18 protein-coding genes are annotated in these 19,153 nt (G+C 47.1%); 5 read left to right on the forward strand and 13 right to left on the reverse strand.

Going from position 1 to position 19,153, the window contains the following annotated elements; genetic code table 11:
* Positions 1 to 14: 14 nt before the first annotated feature.
* On the forward strand, positions 15 to 431 hold the full coding sequence (locus RIF36_RS10125) for a hypothetical protein (protein ID WP_350098028.1): 417 nt from the start codon (positions 15 to 17) through the stop codon (positions 429 to 431).
* Positions 432 to 594: 163 nt separating this feature from the next.
* A complete protein-coding gene (locus RIF36_RS10130; RefSeq protein WP_350128991.1) occupies positions 595 to 1,458 on the forward strand; it encodes an alpha/beta hydrolase in 864 nt (287 codons plus the stop codon).
* A gap of 59 nt (positions 1,459 to 1,517) precedes the next feature.
* Here RIF36_RS10130 and trxA read toward each other — a convergent pair whose 3' ends face one another.
* From trxA to trpS, 6 genes are all read right to left on the reverse strand, one after another.
* Positions 1,518 to 1,820 carry a thioredoxin gene (gene trxA, locus RIF36_RS10135; RefSeq protein WP_350071015.1) on the reverse strand — a complete coding sequence of 101 codons (303 nt, stop codon included), beginning with the start codon at positions 1,818 to 1,820 and terminating at the stop codon, positions 1,518 to 1,520.
* A 4-nt stretch (positions 1,821 to 1,824) separates the two neighbouring features.
* Positions 1,825 to 2,076 (reverse strand): hypothetical protein, encoded by a 252-nt coding sequence (locus RIF36_RS10140; RefSeq protein ID WP_350128988.1) that lies wholly within the window; start codon positions 2,074 to 2,076, stop codon positions 1,825 to 1,827.
* A 94-nt stretch (positions 2,077 to 2,170) separates the two neighbouring features.
* Complete coding sequence (locus RIF36_RS10145) at positions 2,171 to 2,482, reverse strand: rhodanese-like domain-containing protein (protein ID WP_151998529.1); 312 nt, start codon at positions 2,480 to 2,482, stop codon at positions 2,171 to 2,173.
* Between the two features lie 4 nt (positions 2,483 to 2,486).
* A complete protein-coding gene (locus tag RIF36_RS10150; protein ID WP_350126227.1) occupies positions 2,487 to 2,747 on the reverse strand; it encodes a rhodanese-like domain-containing protein in 261 nt (86 codons plus the stop codon).
* A gap of 27 nt (positions 2,748 to 2,774) precedes the next feature.
* Positions 2,775 to 2,975, reverse strand: coding sequence for a YgaP family membrane protein (locus RIF36_RS10155; protein WP_350128985.1), 201 nt, complete (start codon positions 2,973 to 2,975; stop codon positions 2,775 to 2,777).
* A gap of 122 nt (positions 2,976 to 3,097) precedes the next feature.
* Positions 3,098 to 4,069, reverse strand: a complete 972-nt coding sequence (trpS, locus tag RIF36_RS10160; RefSeq protein WP_350128982.1) for a tryptophan--tRNA ligase — start codon at positions 4,067 to 4,069, stop codon at positions 3,098 to 3,100.
* Positions 4,070 to 4,195: 126 nt separating this feature from the next.
* Between trpS and RIF36_RS10165 the strand changes: the two genes are divergently transcribed.
* Together RIF36_RS10165 and RIF36_RS10170 are read left to right on the forward strand one after the other, a co-directional pair.
* Complete coding sequence (locus RIF36_RS10165) at positions 4,196 to 5,287, forward strand: DUF1573 domain-containing protein (protein WP_350128978.1); 1,092 nt, start codon at positions 4,196 to 4,198, stop codon at positions 5,285 to 5,287.
* Between the two features lie 145 nt (positions 5,288 to 5,432).
* Positions 5,433 to 6,458, forward strand: a complete 1,026-nt coding sequence (locus tag RIF36_RS10170) for an LLM class flavin-dependent oxidoreductase (protein WP_350128975.1) — start codon at positions 5,433 to 5,435, stop codon at positions 6,456 to 6,458.
* Positions 6,459 to 6,469: 11 nt separating this feature from the next.
* On the opposite strand, the gene RIF36_RS10175 is transcribed toward RIF36_RS10170, so the two are convergent.
* The 4 genes from RIF36_RS10175 to RIF36_RS10190 all read right to left on the reverse strand — a co-directional run bounded on the left by RIF36_RS10175 (position 6,470) and on the right by RIF36_RS10190 (position 11,200).
* Entirely contained in the window at positions 6,470 to 7,777 is a 1,308-nt protein-coding gene (locus tag RIF36_RS10175; RefSeq protein WP_350128972.1) for an MFS transporter, read from the reverse strand.
* A gap of 53 nt (positions 7,778 to 7,830) precedes the next feature.
* Positions 7,831 to 9,231 carry a glucuronate isomerase gene (gene uxaC / locus RIF36_RS10180; RefSeq protein ID WP_350128969.1) on the reverse strand — a complete coding sequence of 467 codons (1,401 nt, stop codon included), beginning with the start codon at positions 9,229 to 9,231 and terminating at the stop codon, positions 7,831 to 7,833.
* 81 nt (positions 9,232 to 9,312) lie between these two features.
* Entirely contained in the window at positions 9,313 to 10,140 is an 828-nt protein-coding gene (locus RIF36_RS10185; RefSeq protein ID WP_350128966.1) for an SDR family oxidoreductase, read from the reverse strand.
* 7 nt (positions 10,141 to 10,147) lie between these two features.
* Positions 10,148 to 11,200: a DUF6807 domain-containing protein gene (locus RIF36_RS10190; protein WP_350128963.1), complete on the reverse strand. Its 1,053-nt coding sequence runs from the start codon at positions 11,198 to 11,200 to the stop codon at positions 10,148 to 10,150.
* 273 nt (positions 11,201 to 11,473) lie between these two features.
* Between RIF36_RS10190 and RIF36_RS10195 the strand changes: the two genes are divergently transcribed.
* The gene (locus RIF36_RS10195; RefSeq protein ID WP_350128960.1) at positions 11,474 to 12,778 is read left to right on the forward strand and encodes a Gfo/Idh/MocA family protein; all 1,305 of its coding nucleotides are present in this window, start codon (positions 11,474 to 11,476) and stop codon (positions 12,776 to 12,778) included.
* 43 nt (positions 12,779 to 12,821) lie between these two features.
* On the opposite strand, the gene RIF36_RS10200 is transcribed toward RIF36_RS10195, so the two are convergent.
* The 3 genes from RIF36_RS10200 to RIF36_RS10210 form a co-directional block, all read right to left on the reverse strand.
* Positions 12,822 to 13,376, reverse strand: coding sequence for an FKBP-type peptidyl-prolyl cis-trans isomerase (locus RIF36_RS10200; protein WP_151998540.1), 555 nt, complete (start codon positions 13,374 to 13,376; stop codon positions 12,822 to 12,824).
* A gap of 216 nt (positions 13,377 to 13,592) precedes the next feature.
* Positions 13,593 to 15,698 carry a thioredoxin domain-containing protein gene (locus RIF36_RS10205; protein ID WP_350128956.1) on the reverse strand — a complete coding sequence of 702 codons (2,106 nt, stop codon included), beginning with the start codon at positions 15,696 to 15,698 and terminating at the stop codon, positions 13,593 to 13,595.
* 53 nt (positions 15,699 to 15,751) lie between these two features.
* Positions 15,752 to 19,129 (reverse strand): VCBS repeat-containing protein, encoded by a 3,378-nt coding sequence (locus RIF36_RS10210; RefSeq protein WP_350128953.1) that lies wholly within the window; start codon positions 19,127 to 19,129, stop codon positions 15,752 to 15,754.
* Positions 19,130 to 19,153: the final 24 nt, after the last annotated feature.

Below are 19,153 nucleotides of genomic sequence, written 5' to 3' on the forward strand. Positions count from 1 at the left end.
AGAAAGCTTCGAATATGGATATCAATAAACTTGACAAGGCTCTCATTGACTTGGTAGAAACAAAGATTGCCTTAAGCGGACTTAGCTACGACGACCCAAAGTACGATGACCTGGAGGAGTTACTGCACGACCAGGAAGACGAGTTTGTTGACAATTACGGCGACTATATTGAGGAGGCGCTACGAGATGTGCATGATGAATTCTGCCCCGACAGTGAGGTGTTGCTGCCAATAGCCTATCTGGCAAATGAATACATCAAGAAGGAGGCTGACGGGAAGGTTACTTACACTACTCTGACCAATCAGGGTGTGCCGGTGGATATGGATGACTTTCCTGATAAAAAAACAAGAATTGTTCTTATTCCTGCTCCCACACGCCTGGTGCTTATTGTTGATGCCCAAAATCAGCAGGTTGTTTGGAAAGCTGAGTAACCAGGGTTAACCTATATTCTTTCAAACATCAAAATAACCGTTTCCTTCTGTGAGAAGGGTGTAGTATATTATTTGTAGGTCATTCGCTTGAAAATAGCTATCATTATCTGACGAGGCACACACGTGCCCGGCTTTGTCAGATCATTTGTAAACCTACTTAATAATGAAAAAACACCTTATTCTTGCCACCTTTGTGTGCTTTGCAGGAAACCTGCTGGCTCAAACAGGCAAAGTTTTCGACAACCTTACTGTTACAAGTAAAATACTGAAGAGCGAACGCAAGTTCGCAATCTATCTCCCACCAGACTATGAGACGTCGCAACGCAGCTATCCGGTGCTTTATTTGTTGCATGGCGCTGGCGATGATCAAACCGGCTGGGTGCAGGTTGGCGAGGTGCTGCGGATCGCCGACAAGGCCATTCTCGATGGTACGGCCACAGCCATGATCATTGTGATGCCCGATGCTGACACCGGTGTGAGGGGCTACTTCAATACCATCGACGGCAAGTGGAACTATGAAGACTTCTTTTTTCAGGAGTTGATGCCACACGTTGAAAAGACCTATCGGATCAAAGCAGACAAACGCTACAGAGCAGTAGCTGGCCTGTCTATGGGAGGTGGGGGCACGTTTATTTATGCGCTGCACCATCCTGAGCTATTCTCTTCGGCATGTCCATTGAGCGCCAGCACAGGCCCCCTCACTCCTGAGGATGGCCGCCGGTGGCTGGAACGAAGTGGCACTGAAAACCCTACGCAAGCTCAGTTGGAAGATTACTACAACAAGTTTGGTGTGAATAAGATCATTGACGGAATGGAGGCTGAAAAGCTAAAGTCTGTTAAGTGGTACATCGATTGTGGCGACGATGACTTTCTATACGAAGGCAATTCGCTGGTTCATATAGCCCTGCGCAAGAAAGAGGTGCCTCATGAGTTCAGAATAAGAGACGGTGACCACAACTGGACCTACTGGCGGACAGCATTGCCAACGGTGTTGTCTTTTGTGTCAGACACCTTTCACCAGAAGTAAAAATAAAAGGGCGGTTGAAAAACCGCCCTTTTATTTTTTATGTTGTTTACCTGAAAACCTTATGCGTGCTCCCGAAAGAGCTTCTCAAGCTGATAGCCAGGCACTGCACCTGACTGCCGCCATTTGATTTGCCCGCCTTTGAAAAGGATAAAGGTGGGTACTCCTGTTACTTTATAGCTCTGCGCTGCCTTAGGATTTTTGTCCACATCAATTTTGATGATTCTGGCCCTGTCCCCCAATTTGCGTTTCACATCGTCCAGCACCGGTGCCATTGCTTTGCATGGCCCACACCAGCTGGCGGTGAAGTCAACCAATACAGGTTGCTCACTTTTTATCAATTCAGAAAATGATTGCTTGCTCATAATGTTATTTCACTTCCTCATAAACCGTTTCCTGATCAGGTAAGTTCTCTTTTTTTGAAGTTGTTGGCACCGAGCAGCCGCCGGCTCCACAACACCCGGTATTGGTGACAGCCTGAAACAGGAAAAGCGCAGCCAGAACGCCTGACAACACATCGCTTAGCTGAATAGCCTGGACTGCCAGGAAAATTCCAAATCCAAGCCTAAGCCACCTCGCAAAATGCCAGCCTGTGGCCATTAATTCGTAGATCTTTGTCATAAGGTCTGGAAAAAAACAAGGCTTGCAGGCGTATGACTGAAGTGTTTAAACGACTGCTTTCTCGAACTGCAAGCTTACTTGTCTAACTGGGTAGTTATCTTAATTTATTTTGAAGGCTCATCCAGCCACCGCCATTGTGCACGGTGTAGCCTTTCGATTTAAGAAGGCTTTTGGCTGATCCGCTTCGCATGCCCGATGCGCAGCAGGTAATAATGGTCTTTTCTTTCTTCAACTTTCCAAGGTTATTTCCCAGCACCTGAAGAGGGATGTTGATAGCACCCTTTACATGACCGCCAGTATATTCCCCTTTTGTGCGAACGTCCACTATGATGGCGCCGTCCTTCACCAACTGCTTTAAATCAACAGATGGCCCCATGCCTAGCATGTTTTTTATTGCTTGAATCATATGATTAGCTGTTGACCATTTCCATATTTACCTCAAGCCACGAACCGCCGTTAGAGCAGTCGATCCCCTGGGCTTTTAAGAAACCAGTTGCCTGGCCACTTCTGTTGCCACTAGCGCAGCAAAGAATGATGGGCTGAGCCATTTTCTTGATCTCCTGAACTTTTGAAGTGATGTCTTGTAATGGAATGTTGATTGATCCCCGTACGTGTCCACCCATGAATTCTCCTGGAGTACGCACGTCTATTACTGTTGCGTTCTTACTCATTTTAGATATAAAGTTTATTTAATAAGATTATTTTTTCTTTGTACTAATGCCAAACGGTAGATAAAGCGGGCAAACTCCAATGAAGCTTGTGAGAATAAAAACGCCCGCAAGTATCAATAAAATAGTGGCGGCCATACCGGACAACTGCCCAAAGTAGTAAAGTGCGCCGATGACCAGTGCCAAAACAATTCTGATCGCCTTGTCGATTGAACCCATATTTGCTTTCATGATAGTCGTATAATTAGAGGTTTATGTTCTAATACGATACAAATATCCGACAGCAATCGGGCGAAGTATGTGACTTTGGTTACGTTGGAATTTTTTTTGAAAAGAAGCCTTCAGTCCTGTAGTTAGCTGAACCCAAGAGTGTCCCTCACCCTATCTAACACCTTTCGGGCAATCACTCTGGCTTTTGCCTCTCCTTCCTGTAGTTTGGCTTCCAGTTCGTCGTGGTGAGTCATGAAGTAATCGAATATGGCTCTTTCTTTGGCGAAATGCGAAAGGATCAGCTCAAGTAGCTCTTTTTTGGCATGTCCGTAGCCGTAATTGCCTCCCAGGAATTTACCCCGCATGGCTTCGACGTCAGAAGGTGATGCCAGCAGGCTGTAAAGTTTGAATACATTATTTGTATCAGGATCCTTCGGCTCTTCCAGAGGAGTAGCGTCTGTTACGATAGACATCACCTGTTTTTTGAGGTCCTTTTCAGAAGTAAAAATATCGATTGTGTTGCCGTAAGACTTGCTCATTTTCTGACCATCGATACCCGGTATTGTCATAAGCTGCTGGTCAATCCGGGCTTCCGGCATAACAAACACCTCGCCATAGCGGCTGTTGAAAGCCCCTGCGATGTCTCTGGCCATTTCCAGGTGCTGCAGCTGGTCTTTTCCTACCGGCACCACATTGGCATCATAGAGCAAGATATCAGCTGCCATCAGCACAGGATACACGAAAAGCCCAGCATTGACATCAGCCAGCCTGTCCGATTTGTCCTTGAACGAATGGGCGTTCTGCAACATAGGAAACGGCGTGAAGCAGCTCAGGTGCCAGGCCAGCTCCGTTACCTCTGTTACCCTCGACTGACGATAGAATACATTTTTGTCGGTATCGAATCCACAGGCAAGCCAGGCAGCGGCAACTGCTTTGGTGTTTTCTCTTCTTACATTGGCATCTTTGATGCTTGTTAACGAATGCAGGTCAGCGATAAAGAAGAGGGAATCGTTCTTTTCCTGCCTTGAAAGTTCAATGGCCGGAATGATGGCTCCCATCAAATTACCTAAATGTGGTTTCCCTGAACTCTGTATGCCTGTAAGTATTCTTGCCATTGATCAAATTTTGGGCAAAGTAAATAAAAATCTTACGTTGATACTTCAGTAATAGTGATAAGTGTTGATCGTTAACTACCGACTGCGTTATTTCGTAACAAGTTTAGGATGAAAAATATGGAGACAATGAAAAGGCTGGTATTTACATTTTTGATGGGCAGTTTGCTGTTTTTTGCTGCAAGTAGTGCAGTAGCGCAAAGTGGTGCCGTCGCCGAGTTTACCGAAACAGAACACGATTTTGGAGATGTAAGAGAAGAGGAGGGCCCCATTACCCACACTTTTGAGTTTGTGAACAAAGGCAATGCGCCTATGGTGATATCCAGTGTGAAAGCCTCGTGTGGCTGTACTACCCCTGGCTGGAGTCAGGAGCCTGTGTTGCCCGGAGAAAAAGGTTTTGTCAAAGCGCAGTACAACCCAGCTAACCGCCCGGGTTCGTTTAGGAAGTCGCTTACCGTTACCAGCAACTCATCCGCTGGGGCTACCAGCTATTTGTACATAAAGGGCAATGTGACGCCCAAGCCACGAACACCTGCCGATGACTATCCGAGCAAATTGGGAAACACCCGGTTCAAGTACCGGTCGATGAACTTTGGTGTGATTACAACTGAAAAGCCTGTAACCAAGGAATTTGAAGTATATAACGACAGCGACGCTGCTATCACGTTCAAAGAGAACACAGAAGCGCCGGCTCACATTAAGGTGTCGTATGATCCATTGATTTTGGAGCCTAAGAAGGTAGGCAAGGTGGTGGTTACTTATGATGCAAAGCAAAAAGCCAGATTTGGCTATAATTCTGACAATGTGAAGCTTTTTACAGATGAGTCAGAGAGTGGTGAGAAGCTGCTTTATGTGCTGGCTACAATAGAAGAATATTTCCCACCAATGACAGATGCCGAAAAAGCGAAGGCAGCAAGGTTATCGTTTCAGGAAGTAACGCATGATTTTGGAAGGATTCAGCAAAGTGCCAGCGTTTCGTTCGACTTTGCCTACACAAACACAGGCAAATCTCCGCTCAATATCAGAGACACCCGAACCAACTGTGGTTGCACTGTATCTGCTGTAAGTAAAGAGGACTTAAAGCCGGGCGAAACCGGAAAACTGTCAGTTACCTTCGACCCCAAGGGAAGAAAGGGAACTCAGCAGAAAACCATTACGATTTTTTCCAATGACCCAACGGCCTCAGCGCAGACACTGACGGTGAAGGCTTACGTGGAGTAAAAGATATTTTGAAATTTTGAAAAGATAAAAGCTGCTTTTGAGCGGCTTTTTGCATTTAAGAGACCCGCTTCTAAATGACGGGAATTTACTTTAACGAGTCTGTGTTCATCCGAAGTGTTTTTGTGTCAAAAACAGTAATTGTCATATGGAAATAGGAATAGACAGCTTTGCTTCGATTGTGTCGGATAGTGAATCCGGTGTTGAGGCGGACAGCATGCAGGCGATGGCCAATTTGCTTGTACGCATTGAACATGCGGATAAATCTGGGTTGGATGTGTTTGGCATTGGTGAACATCATCGCAGGGAGTTCCTCGATTCCTCTACGGTAACCATCCTGGCCGCAGCCGCCGCTCGTACTAAAACCATAAGGCTAACAAGCGCCGTGGCAGTGCTCAGTGCGGCCGATCCGGTGAGGGTGTTCCAAAGCCATGCGACGCTCGACCTCATTTCCAAAGGCAGAGCGGAAATGGTGGTGGGGAGGGGTTCTTCCATCGAAGCGTTTCCACTTTTTGGGTTTGACCTGAAGGACTATGATCAGCTTTTTGCTGAGAAGCTGGGGCTTCTGCTGCATATCCGTGACAACGAAATTGCGAACTGGTCAGGTAAGTTCCGGCCGAGGCTCGTGGATCAACCTATCTACCCCAGACCAGTTCAAACCCCATTGCCTATTTGGCTGGGAGTGGGAGGCACGCCGCAGTCATTTGCCAGGGCAGGGATGCTTGGGTTGCCACTCATGGTGGCCATCATCGGCGGCGACACACACCGGTTTCGGCCACTGGTAGATTTGTACAGGAAGGCATGGCTGGAGGCTGGCCACCCTGAAAACGAAATGAAAGTAGGGTTGCACTCCCTGGGCTATGTGGCAAACACGACAGACGAAGCCATAGCAGACTACTTCCCTGGTTTTTCTGCCAACATGACGAGACTGGGGAAAGAGCGTGGGTGGCCGCCAATGACCAGAGAGCGATTTGAAATGGCACGGGCACCCCTGGGTTCGTTGCTTTTGGGAAGCCCCGAGGAGGTGGCAGAGAAAATTTTACGGCACAGCGAGGCATTAGGAGGCATAGATCGGGTGACTTTCCAAATGGACAATGCCAACCTTCCCCATGAAAAAACCATGCAGGCTTATGAGTTGATTGGTGCCAGAATAAAACCGTTGATTCAAGGGTAGTAGTTTCCTGTCTAGATCTTTATAGTTACTGGCCTTGGGGAGATCAGGTGCATAAGCAACAATGCTGTAACGTATGCGCAGCCACAAAGGATAAAAAGGACGGTGTAGCCAGTATTTATATCTCCAAGGGCCTTGTAGTAGTCGAGTAACCGCCCCACAACAATAGGAAACAGCACGCCCCCAAGGGCACCTGCGAGCGTGCCAATACCGATGAGGCTGCTGATGACCTTTTTTGGGAATTCATCTCCTATGGTTGTGAGAATATTGGCGCTCCAACCCTGATGCGATGCCGCAGCCAGGCTGACTAATGCGACGGCGATCCACAGGCTGTCTAAAAACTGCGCCAGCATAATCGGCACTACACAAAGAGCAAACACCAGCATAGACACTCTTCTGGCTTTAAATATGGGCCAACCCTTTTTGATCAGCCAGCTCGACAGGTAGCCACCCCCGATGCTACCCAGGGTGGTGGCAGTGTAAATAATCGCCAGCAGCAGGCTAGGCTTGGTGAAGTCGACCTGAAAGGCATTGACAAAGTAGGAGGGAAGCCAAAACAGGAAGAACCACCAAATGGGATCTGAAAGGAATTTACCAACAATAAATGCCCAGGTTTGACGGAAGGAAAGCAGTTTGAGCCACGAAACCCTAACGGTACTTTCATCCTTTTCTTCATCATCGCTGTGGATGTAGTCGTATTCCTCCTTGCTTAGCCTTTTTTGCGACACCGGGATGTCGTAGAATCTCCACCACAATACGAGCCATATAAACCCCATAGCTCCAGTGAGGATAAAGGCTTCTTCCCAGCCCCAAAGGGAGACGATAATGGGTACGAGGATTGGCGCCACAATGGCCCCCACGTTGGTGCCGCTAATGAAAATGCCGGTAGCCAACGCTCGTTCTTTCTTCGGAAACCATTCGGCCACGGTTTTGATGGCTGTGGGTAAATTCATGGCCTCGCTGAGGCCCAGAACGGCTCTTGCTGAGGCAAAGCCAATAGTTCTCGTTGTTATTGCGTGTGCCATGGAAGCAAGGCTCCAAATGATCAACGAAAGGGAGTAGCCCAATTTGGTTCCGATTCTGTCAATGAGCCCGCCAAAGCTGAGCAAGCCCAAAGCATAAGAGGCTGTGAAAGCCATCACCACCTGGCTGTAATCGATTTCACTCCAGCCAAAGTACTGTTCCAGTGTAGGCTTAAGTATGCCTATAACCTGCCTATCCACATACCGTAGGGTGGTAGCATAAAACAATAAGGCACAAACGTACCAGCGATAGTTCTTTATTACGCTTGATTTGAGCGAATGAGAAGAGTCGGCTGGCATGTGCGTTGGCTAATTTCGAAGGTGCATCGGATCCGTCACAATGTAGCTACGAATCAAAAACCAAAATAGGTTTTAGCGTTGTTGTAGCAAACATCCTCTACCATTTGACCGAGCAGCGCCATATCATTTGGAAGCTCACCGTTTTTCACATCTTCGCCGATAAGGTTACAAAGTATTCTTCTGAAGTATTCGTGCCTGGGAAAGGACAGGAAGCTTCTGGAATCGGTGACCATCCCCACAAAAACAGAGAGAAGGCCCATGTTGGAAAGTGTATTCATTTGCTTCGCCATGCCATCTTTCTGGTCGAGGTACCACCAGCCGCTTCCCCATTGCATTTTCCCGGCAGTTGTTCCGTCGTTGAAATTGCCAGTCATGGTGGCGAACAGCTCGTTATCGGCCGGATTGAGGTTGTAAAGGATGGTTTTAGCCAGCTGATTGCTGCTATCAAGGTGATTGAAGTACCTGGCCATGGTTTGAGCCTGTGGGAAGTCGCCAATAGAATCAAAGCCAGTGTCGGGGCCAAGCTCCCGTAGCATCCTGTCGTTGTTATTTCTTAAGGCTCCAAGGTGAAATTGCTGTACCCAGCCTTTGCTGTGGTAAAGTGTGCTGAGGTGGCTTAGGATAATAAAACGCAGACCAACTGCCTCAGAGGTAGTCAATGGGTGCCCTTCCAGGGCTTGAATGAAGAGTTTCTCGGCTTCTTTTTCGGTGATGTTGCTAAAAGGGAGAGTCTCCAGCCCATGATCTGCCGCACGGCAGCCGTGGTCATGGAAGTAATTTACTCTGTTTTCAAGGGCTGTGAATAAGCCCTGAAGAGAGCTGATGGTGACGGAAGAGGCTTCTGCTAATTTTTGCACATAGGCAGCATACGATGCGGAACCAGCAAATGTATATGCTTTGTCCGGCCGGAAGGCTGGCAGCATTTTGATCGTTTTTGAAGACTTCATTGCCTCATGGTAGTGCAAGTCGTCGCAGGGATCATCTGTGGTGCAAACTACCTCTGCTTTCATTTTTGCTAGTAAGCCCTGCACTCTGAAATCTTCCCTTTGCAGCATGTTGGAACAATCTTCATAGATCTTCTGGGCACTTTTACCATTGAGAAGCTCTGTCACGCCAAAATACCTTTGAAGCTCCAGGTGAGTCCAGTGATAAAGCGGATTGCGCATGGTTTTTGGCACTGTCTCCGCCCATTTGATAAATTTTTCTTCAGGGGAAGCGTTTCCGGTGCAGTACCATTCATCAATGCCGTTGATTCGCATTGCCCTCCATTTGTAGTGGTCACCCTCCAACCAGATTTCAGTAAGATCTGAAAACTGACGGTTCTCAGCAATATCTTTTGGAGAAAGGTGATTGTGGTAGTCTACGATGGAAGCATTTTTAGCATGCTTGTGATATAGTTGTTTTGCTTCTTCCGATTGTAAAAGGAAGTCCTCGGTTAAAAAGGTTGGGTTCATGTTTAGGTGTTAATCGTAAGAAGTCTTGTTGGTTGCATGCATCCTATAGGCATGTGATTAAAATATTGAGGCAATTGCTAACTAAACTCCACAATAGGCATTAAATCCGCCGTCAACTGGTACCACCACCCCGGTAACAAATTTGGAGGCATCGGAGCACAGCCAAAGTAGCGTGCCAATGAGCTCTTCGGCGTCGCCAAATCGCCCGAATGGTGTTTGGTTGATCACAGCATTTCCCCGGGCTGTTAGTGTGCCATCGGGGTTAGTTAACAGCGCCCGATTTTGCTCTGTGAGGAAAAAGCCTGGAGCAATGGCATTTACACGTATGCCCTCGCCCACTTTTTTAGCCATTTCTACTGCGAGCCATAGCGTAAAATTGTCGATAGCGGCTTTTGCAGCTGAATAACCCACCACCCTGGTGATAGGCCGGAAAGCCGACATGGACGAAATGTTGATGATAATCCCTTTTTTGTTGGCGGCCATTACCTCGCCGAATATTTGCGAGGGTAGTACCGTGCCCAGCAGGTTTAAATCTACCACTTGCTGAAAAGCCTTCGTGTCAAGGTCGAAGAATGTTTTGTCGGGAGAGATAGTAGCTCCCGGCATGTTGCCGCCAGCTACATTGACCAAAATGTCGATTTGCCCGGTCGTCTTCAGAATACCTTTTTTTACATCTAACAGGTTGTCTTTGTCCAGTACATCGGTCTTGAAAAAGCTGGCTTTACCGCCGGCTTTTTCAATGTCATTGACAAGGTTTTTACCTGCATCTTCTCTTCTGCCGAGAACGACCACATGCGCACCTGCAGCGGCCATATTTTTCGCCATCACTGAGCCCAATATGCCGGTGCCACCGGTGATTACAATTGTTTTGCCTTCTACCGAAAATAGTTGGTTGGGGGATTGATTCATGAATTGCCTACTTGTTAAACTCTTTGAACTGTTTGTTCATTTCTTCGTCATTCAAAAACTTACCGGAGCTGAGCAGCACCCTGTGGTTGAAAACGATCGACTCACCTGGGTTCAGTGTGGTAGTAAACTCAGGATCGGTGGGAACGTATGATTTAGATGCGAGATTGTTGACAGCAAACAACCCGTAGCCACGAGCATGCCAGTGCGCCGGATAGCCCATGTTTTTCTTGTTGTCTACCATGGCAATGGTAATATCTTCGTTTCCTTTGGTAGCAGAAAGGCTGACCCAGTCGGCACGCTTGCCCCATACATCACCTTTTTCAAGTCCAGCGCTGTTTCTGTATACACCGTTCACGCCTTCGTTGTTAAGGGCGGCAACGGTGGTTGGGTTTCCTGCTGCGTCGGTAAATACTTCGGGCTTGTTGCTGGGCTCTTCAAATGCACGATCTAATCTGATGCCCATCATGCCTTCCTTCGACTCCTCAAAAACCACTTTGTCTTTCTGGGCAGTGAGCTTCGTTGTGCGATCGATAGTGCGCAGGTCGTCTGTTCCTGAAAAGGTGAACGTTGTTTCTTCAACCATGAGCACCTTGCCCGAGCTGTCTACCCAATTGGACTGAACCACCAATGTGCCTTTGCTCTTGCCTCCTTCCGCTTTTACAACTTTTTGATGGCGGATGCTGCCATAGTCCTTCTTTTGATCGGCAGGAATAGCATACGAGTTGTTCCAAAAGTCAAGATTATTCACATCTCCATAATTGAACCATAGACCTACGTGATGAGGGTGGTCTACCCGCTCTCCTCCCCTTGGATCTCTCGGAAAGCCTCTGGTAATCACCGTGCCGTTTGAGGTATATATCGGATATAGTACTGGTTTGTCCAGATCTTCGGGATAGATATAAGATGTGAAGAGTTTTCCATCTATCATCACATCTACCTTTTTGTTCTTTTCGTCAGTTACAAACTTCACACCCTTCATTTGCGCATACCCAACATGGGCGATCAGTGTAAACAGGAATAACACAGCACCTGTTTTTGCAATTTTACCTAGTAGATCCATTAATGATGTAATTTATATTTTGATTTTGGATGAGTTTACAAATTGTCATAGTTATGACGAAATTTTCATGGTCAATCCTTACATGTCTCCCGCTTTTTTCTGGTGCCCAGGAGTAAACTAAGGGTGGTAAAAGAAAAATCCGTCTTAGAGTAATAAAGTGCTTTTTTTTACCGGGCATTCTCAATTCGTTCATACCATTCTAAGCTTTTCATATCGCTGTTACATAGCGAATAAAAAGCGGTTCACAATATTATAAAAACCTACTTTACTATCATGAAAAAGCCAGAACCATTCACCCGAAGAAAATTTATTAAAAACACTACGGGAGCTGCCATTGTGCTGAGTTTTCCAACCATTATCCCATCAAGTGCCTTTGGAGCCAACGACAAGGTGCAGGTGGCTGTACTTGGAGTAAATGGCCGGGGGAAAGATCACATCAAGGGCTTTCAGGGCCTTGAAAACGCTCAGGTGGCGACACTGTGTGACCCTGATAAAAACATCCTGACCACCAGGGCCGGAGAATTTGAAGCAACATACGGCTCTAAAGTAAAAATGGAGCAGGACCTGAGAAAGGTGTTTAACGACAAAAACATTGACGCAGTGAGCATTGCCACGCCAAATCACTGGCACACGCTGGCCGCCATTTGGGCCATGCAGGCAGGTAAGGATGTTTACGTGGAAAAGCCAGGGACTCATAACCTTTACGAGGGTAAGAAATTGATTGAAGCCGCCAAGAAGTACAATCGTGTGGTTCAGCACGGCGTTCAGCTTCGGAGCTCTGTGGCGATACAAGAGGCGATACAGCACCTGCGTGACGGGCTCATTGGCAATGTTTATATGGCCAGAGGGCTTGTGTTTAAGTGGAGGCCCGACATTGGAGACAAAGGAACGGAGGCAGTGCCAGCAGGACTGGATTATGATCTTTGGACTGGCCCTGCCGAGATGCGGGACTTCTCCAGAAACTACGTGCACTACAACTGGCACTGGAGCTGGAACTATGGCAACGGCGACGTGGGCAACCAGGGGATTCACGAAACCGACCTGTGCATGTGGGGGCTGGATGTGGGGCTGCCAACAAAGATCACCTCAATGGGAGGGAAGTTCCTGTGGGATGATTACAAAGAAACCCCTGAAGTGTTGACTTCTACCTACCACTATCCGGATCAAAAGAAGATGATTCAGTTCGAGGTTCGCCCATGGATGACCAACAAGGAAGATGGCGTCGGCATTGGAAACATCTTTTACGGTAGTGAGGGGTACATGGTGGTGAATGGCTACAACGAGTACCAAACCTTTTTGGGAAGGGATAAAACACCTGGGCCAACAAGAAAAGAGGGCGGCAGCCACTACCAAAACTTTGTCGATGCAGTGCTGGCCAAAAACCCGGCTCTGTGCAATGCGCCCGTTGAGACGGCCCACTTGTCGTCAGGCTTGGCTCACCTGGGGAATATTGCCTATCACACTGGTCGTGTTTTGACCTTCGACCCAAAAACGGAAACATTCCCGGGTGACGATGAGGCCAATGCCATGACGAAAAGAGAGTACCGGGCGCCTTACGCTATTCCAAAAAAAATCTAAGGCACAGGAGACCCCGGTGTATTTTCAGTTTGAAGGGCTGTCCTTAAAAAACCCCAAACAACTCAATATCAAAAATGAGATTGGAGTTTTTTGGGATGGCCACCTTGCCGGAATTGTCAAGAACATCATTTGCCCCATAGCCAAGTCCTGAAGGAATATATAATGTGATGGTAGACCCGTTTGGAATAAGGGGTAGTGTTGTTTGGAAGCCGGCTATGAGTCTGTAAAGATAGGTTTCCAGTTTATCGCCGGCGTCAAATTCCTCGCCTGTGCTAAGCAGCTTGCCTGAGTACTTAATCCACACAACGCTTTCCAATATGGGCTTTTCCCCATTGCCCAATGCGTCAATTTTGTAACGAACGCCATTTGGTTCTGTCAAAACAATATCTTTGAGGCCCCAAACTGCCAGCGAATCGTCAATGATCTTTGTATCTGTTTCCAGCTGAGTCTGATCTACATTTTTAAGTGTGCTGTCCAAAACATCTTGGGCAGTCAGCGGTTCGGCTACATCTTTGTTGCATCCTGAAAAGAGAAAAATGAATGCTGTCAGGAAAATATTTGCTTTCAAGGCAAAGGTTCTGTTTAGTACAATCCTCATTAGTAAAGGTTTCTGTTTAAAGTTAACGAACTCATAATAGTTGATAAGACCCACATAGACTCAAATGGTTTAAAGGCCTTTGGGATTTGTTAGGCTCAAAGTTAGAAGAAAAGGAACTTTTATTAGCCGGTTTTACATGAGTAAAACACCAAAAACATCAGGCATGTCTCAAAAAAGATGGCAAAGCTGGGCGAAGCTGACTCTAAAATGAAAGCCCTAATTGTTGCTAAGCTGCTTCAAAGCCAATTCTACGCTCTTTACGGGAAGCTTGCATACTTTGTTTTGGCAAACGTAAATGATGGTTTCACCCTCTACAAGCTTATTTTCAAGAAGCGGAAGGTTTTCATTTTCTCCTCCCATAAGGAGCACTCCCGGGTGATACTCCCTCATCAAAAGTTGGCTTTTTTCCAGTGCATCTGGCCCCATTACTGCCACTTCAAACGGTTCGTTCACCAGCAAGCCCATCAAGCTCGCCCATTTGGCAAAGTAAGGGCCACTTTGGGTGAAGTCTTTTGATAGTGAGCCTACCATTTTTTTGCTCATGTCCAGATAGCTAGCAGACTCATAGTAGTGGCCAAGTTTGAAAAGCACTTCGGCCATTGTCGCATTGGAAGAAGGGATTACCTGATCGGCGATTTCGAATTTCCTTGCTACCAGCTGCTCCGACGTGTTGGAAGTGTAGTAGAAAAAACCAGTGGACGAGTCGTGAAAGTGAGAGATAGCATAATCTGCGAGGCTGCGGGCCTGCTCAAGCCAGCGAATATCGAATGTAGCCTGATAAAGCTGTATGAATGCTAGCGACAGGAAAGCGTAGTCATCGAGAAAGGCCTCGATGGATGGTTTGCCATTGCTGTAGCTTCGCCACAGTCCGCTGTCATTTCTTATCATGTTTTTCTTCAAAAATTCAGCATTCTTAAGTGCGACATCCAGATATTCTGGTTTACCCAGCGCCCAATAGGCATCTAAATAGCCCGACAGCATCAGGGCGTTCCAGGAGGTGAGTATCTTGTCATCCAGCGATGGGCGGATGCGCTTGTTTCTGGCTTCCAAAAGCTTTTTTCTCGATTTCTCAAGTGCCAATATTGCCGCATCTGCGGTCACTGCATGTTTTGCGGCCAATTCTTCGAGCTGCGTTTGTTTGTATAAGACGTTTTTCCCGTGCTCCCAATTGCCCTCTTCGGTAACACCGAAATAGTCGCAGAAAAGCTCAGCCGACTCTGTGTCAAGGGTTGCTTCTATCCCAGCTTTTGTCCAAACATAAAATGTACCTTCTTCACCTTCGCTATCGGCATTCAGCGAGGAGTAAAAGCCAGACTGCGGCGAGGTAAGTTCGTCGCCCACGAACGAAAGTGTTTCTTCCACTACACGAGCATAAGCCTCATTTTTCGTTAACTGATACGCATGGGCATACAGGCTAACCAGTTGGCCATTGTCGTACAGCATTTTTTCAAAGTGAGGTACTCTCCATTCCGCATCCGTCGAGTACCGGGCAAATCCTCCCGCAAGGTGATCATAAATCCCGCCGGCAGCCATAGCATCGAGGGTAGTGCTGACCACTTTCAGGGCACGCTCATTATTATTTTGCTTGTGCTCTTGTAGCAAAAATTCCCAAACCACAGGCATTGGGAACTTGGGAGCACCCGCCAGGCCGCCAGAGAGGTAATCTAGCTCAGGCTCCCAACCCGGGAATATGGTATTGTAGACAGATAAGATATCCGCTTGTTCCTCCGTTCCTTGGGGGCTTATCATATCGTTCAGCACAATCCCGTCTGTTACGGCATCACCCTGTTTTCGAACGTTGGTAATATCCTCTTTGTAGGCTGTTGTTATCTGAGATAATAAGTTGATCCATTGATCTTTCGGGTAATAGGTGCCGGCATAAAATGGCTTTCCGTTCGGTAGAGCAAAGGCATTCAGTGGCCAACCAGCACGGCCCGAAATGAGTTGGGCAGCGTCGATGTACACCTGATCGACGTCGGGCCGCTCTTCTCTGTCGATTTTTATCGCTACAAAATTCTCGTTCATGATACGAGCCACCGTGGTGTCCATAAAAGACTCTTCCTCCATCACATGGCACCAGTGGCACGAGGCATAGCCAATGCTTATGATCAGCGGCTTGCCCTCACTAGTCGCTTTTGCCAGGGCCTCATCTCCCCATTCGTACCAGTCCACGGGGTTGTCGGCGTGTTCACGCAGGTAGGGGCTGCTCGCTTTCGCCAGGCGATTGAGCGATTCGGTGTTTTCTGTCGCCGGCGAACTGCATCCTGCACAAACCAAGACTGCGAGAACAACCCAACCCAAACCTTTACTCACTACACTCATATCCAACTACTTGTTTACAGGTTTCTGCAAGGCTGTTTAAAACTGCTCCTTGATTATTTGTTCAGCGCTACTTTGTCATCAAGGGTGGGTTCCGAGGTGGAAAAAACCCTTAGTTTGTCATTATTGGATGAAACCAGCACCAGCCAGTTTTTCCCCGACTTGATCATTTGCACATCTTTGACATTATAAGGCACAAAAAAGCCGCTTTGAAGGCTATCCTCTGCCTTAAATTCGAAGTTACCAAGTCCTTTCAAAAACGCTCCGGGCGAGGCATCATTGGGAGTGGTTTCTACTTCTGTGTCGAACTTGTTGCCCGCCACGAGAAGGTCTTTGATCCCATCGCCATCAAAGTCTTCTACCAGTATACCGTTGACCGCTGACAGCTGCGCTTCGATAGGCAGTTTTTTAGCTTCAAACTTTCCCTCATTGTTCACCAGAATGGCGTTTGAAAAAGTATAGACCTTTTTATTCAATGCTGAGTTCATTCCTGGCCCGAGGATCGATTGAAGATCCGAGCTTGCGAAGGAGAGGTAGCTGGGGAATTTTTGTCGAATGGATGGCACCTGGCCTGAACTGCATTCGATACCACGAACGGGCACTAAAACAGAGTCGTTGTAGTAACGGGCCAGAAAAATATCATTGGTTCCGTTGTTGTCGAAGTCTTTGGCAAACACCTGAAATGGCTTTTCTAAGTTGGTTTTGAACTTGTAGTTCTCGCCCAGGTTTCCGACAATCAAATCCTGGTCTCCATCGCCGTCAATATCGTTGGCCACCACTTTGTTCCACCAGCCCTCCGTTTTGTCAAGTCCGTAGATCACGGTGGCGTTTTTCAGCTTCCCGTTAACGTTGGCAAATACCATCACAGGCATCCATTCGCCAACAATCACCAGTTCGGCTGTTTTGTCGCCATTTAAGTCGGCCCAGGTGGCAGAGGTTACCATGCCCACATCGGTAAGATCCGGTGCGATTGCCTTGGTTTGATCGATAAATTGCCCGGACTCATTGATCAGCACATAGCTTCTGGGAGAGTAGGGGTAGGCCCCGGTGATAACTTGCCCACCACGGAAAAGATCGAGGTCGCCATCGCCGTCAATATCGTAGGGCACTACGCAGGATCCACTGCTTTGCGTATTGATGGTTGCTGACTTGGCAAAGTTCCCTTTCCCATCATTCAAATAAAGCCTGTCTTTGTATTGCTCGGCTTTATCAGGGAACTCGCTTCCTCCGCTCACAACATAGAGATCGAGGTCTCCATCGCCATCAGCATCGAACAGCGTAGATCCCATGTCTTCATAGCTTTTATCTGCTACAAAGGCAGCTGAAGATTTCTTAACCAGCTTGCCTTTTGACTGTACATAAAGTTGCCCGGCCTGACCAGAAGCACCTCCAATGAATAAATCATCTTCTCCATCTCCGTTAACATCTCCAGTTGACATGAAAGGCCCGCTCTTTGAGAAATTATGTGGCAGCAAAGTTTGGTCTTTGTACTCATTCACTTCGTTTTCCTTGTGCACAAAAGCTTCCGCCAATACTCCTGGCGAGGCTTGAAATAATAACTCCTTTGAAGCGGGAAGTCTCTTTGGCTTTATCGCTTTCTCGTGGGCGACAACTACTGTTTGATTGACACCAGCAACAGACATAGTATTCTGCATGCCATCAGGCCATGAAACATTAAGGCTGTCAATACCAGCAACTTGCCCCAGACCGAAATGGACTACCGGGTCATTTGACGAAAGATAGCCCCTTACGGTTTTGTTCTCGAAAAACTGAATTTTACCGTCGTAGTAAATCGTGACTTTGGCCCCCATGCCATTTGCGTTCGTGGCAGGCCCTTCGAGTTTTACTTTCAGGTAGTTGTTTCGGTCAGAAGAGGTGTTTTCGTAAATGAACGCTTCGTCATCGAGGTTGTTGACTACGAGTTCCAGGTCTCCATCATTGTCCAGGTCGCCTACCGCAGCACCATTGGAGAAGCTGGTTTCATCAAAGCCCCATGAGTCTATGGCATTTTCGAAGTGCAGGTTACCGGTGTTTCTGAAAAGGTAGTTTTTCACCTTGATGGGATCATACACATCAATAAAATCCTTGTAACCATTTTTAAGCATGTCGTTCATCGACGTGTATTTGCTTTTGTTTTTTAAAACAAAATCCCGCAATTTCTTATCAAGATCTCCATCAAACACATCACGGCGATAGCCGTTGGCAACGAAAACATCTCTGTACCCGTCGTTGTCGAAATCCGACATCAGTACTGACCAGCTCCATTCTGTTTTGGACACTCCGGCCATTTGCGAAATGTCGCCGAAGAATGAATTCCCTTGATTTAGGTGGAGCGCATTGTGCATGTACTGCTTATGCATGCCTCCGTTCACGATATTGTAGAAGCCTTCAACGTCCATCGATGGCATCGATACCTTTGACCGCTTGTAATCTTCAGGTAGCATTTCGGTAACCATTATGTCTTCCAGCCCATCGTTGTTGATGTCTGCCACGTCAGTACCCATCGAGTACATCGAAATGTGGTTGGTGGTTTCTTTTATCTGTTCTTTGAAAGTGCCGTTTTTCTGGTTGATGTACATATAGTCACCTTCGGCAAAATCATTGGCAACAAAAATGTCGGCATAGCCATCTCCGTTAAAGTCGGCGGTAACTACGCTGAGCGCATAGCCAAAATTGTTTTTGATGCCCGCCTGGGCACCGATTTCACGAAACTTACCATTTTCGTTTTTGTAAAGCTTATCTCTGCTGAAGGAGGGGGACAGCTTCTTTTGCCGGATCATTTCAGTGAGTGGCAGGTCAAACGAATCTGGTCTGTTAGTCAGGTAAACATCCAGATCGTTGTCATTGTCCATATCAAAAAATGACGCATGTATGGAGTAGCCAGACTCGTCAAGTCCGAAGTCCTTTGCCTGTTCTTTGAAGGTCAGGTCTCCCTGATTGATATATAGTAGGTTGGTTCTTTCTTCTTCGCTATCGTGATAGCCACCCTTGCAGACGTATATATCAAGCAAGCCATCGCCATTGATGTCAACCATGGTCACGCCATTGTTCCACCGGCCGTTGCCTTCTACTCCAGCTGACTGAGAAATGTCTTTGAATTTCAGGTTGCCCTCATTGAGGTAAAGCTTGTTGGGTACTTCATTGCCTGTAAAATATATATCGGAAAGTCCGTCGTTGTTGATGTCTCCAATGCCAACGCCGCCGCCATTGTACACATAAGCGAAATTATCAAAGTAGTTGTTGTAGTTCTCATCCACGTCGTTGCGGAAAGTAACACCGCTGCTGGATCCGGGGAGCCTTTTAAAAACAGGATCTTCCTTCTTCTCTTCGGGCGCCGAGATGACCTCCGGTTTAGTTTCGCAGGCTGTCAGTACCGAGAAGAGTAGAAGTGCTCCGAAAATGGAATTTAGATGTATTTGTAGTTTAAACAGCATAGTGGCAGTATGATTTAGATAGAT

The sequence above is a fragment of the Imperialibacter sp. genome (assembly GCF_040222815.1).
Classification (GTDB): domain Bacteria; phylum Bacteroidota; class Bacteroidia; order Cytophagales; family Cyclobacteriaceae; genus Imperialibacter.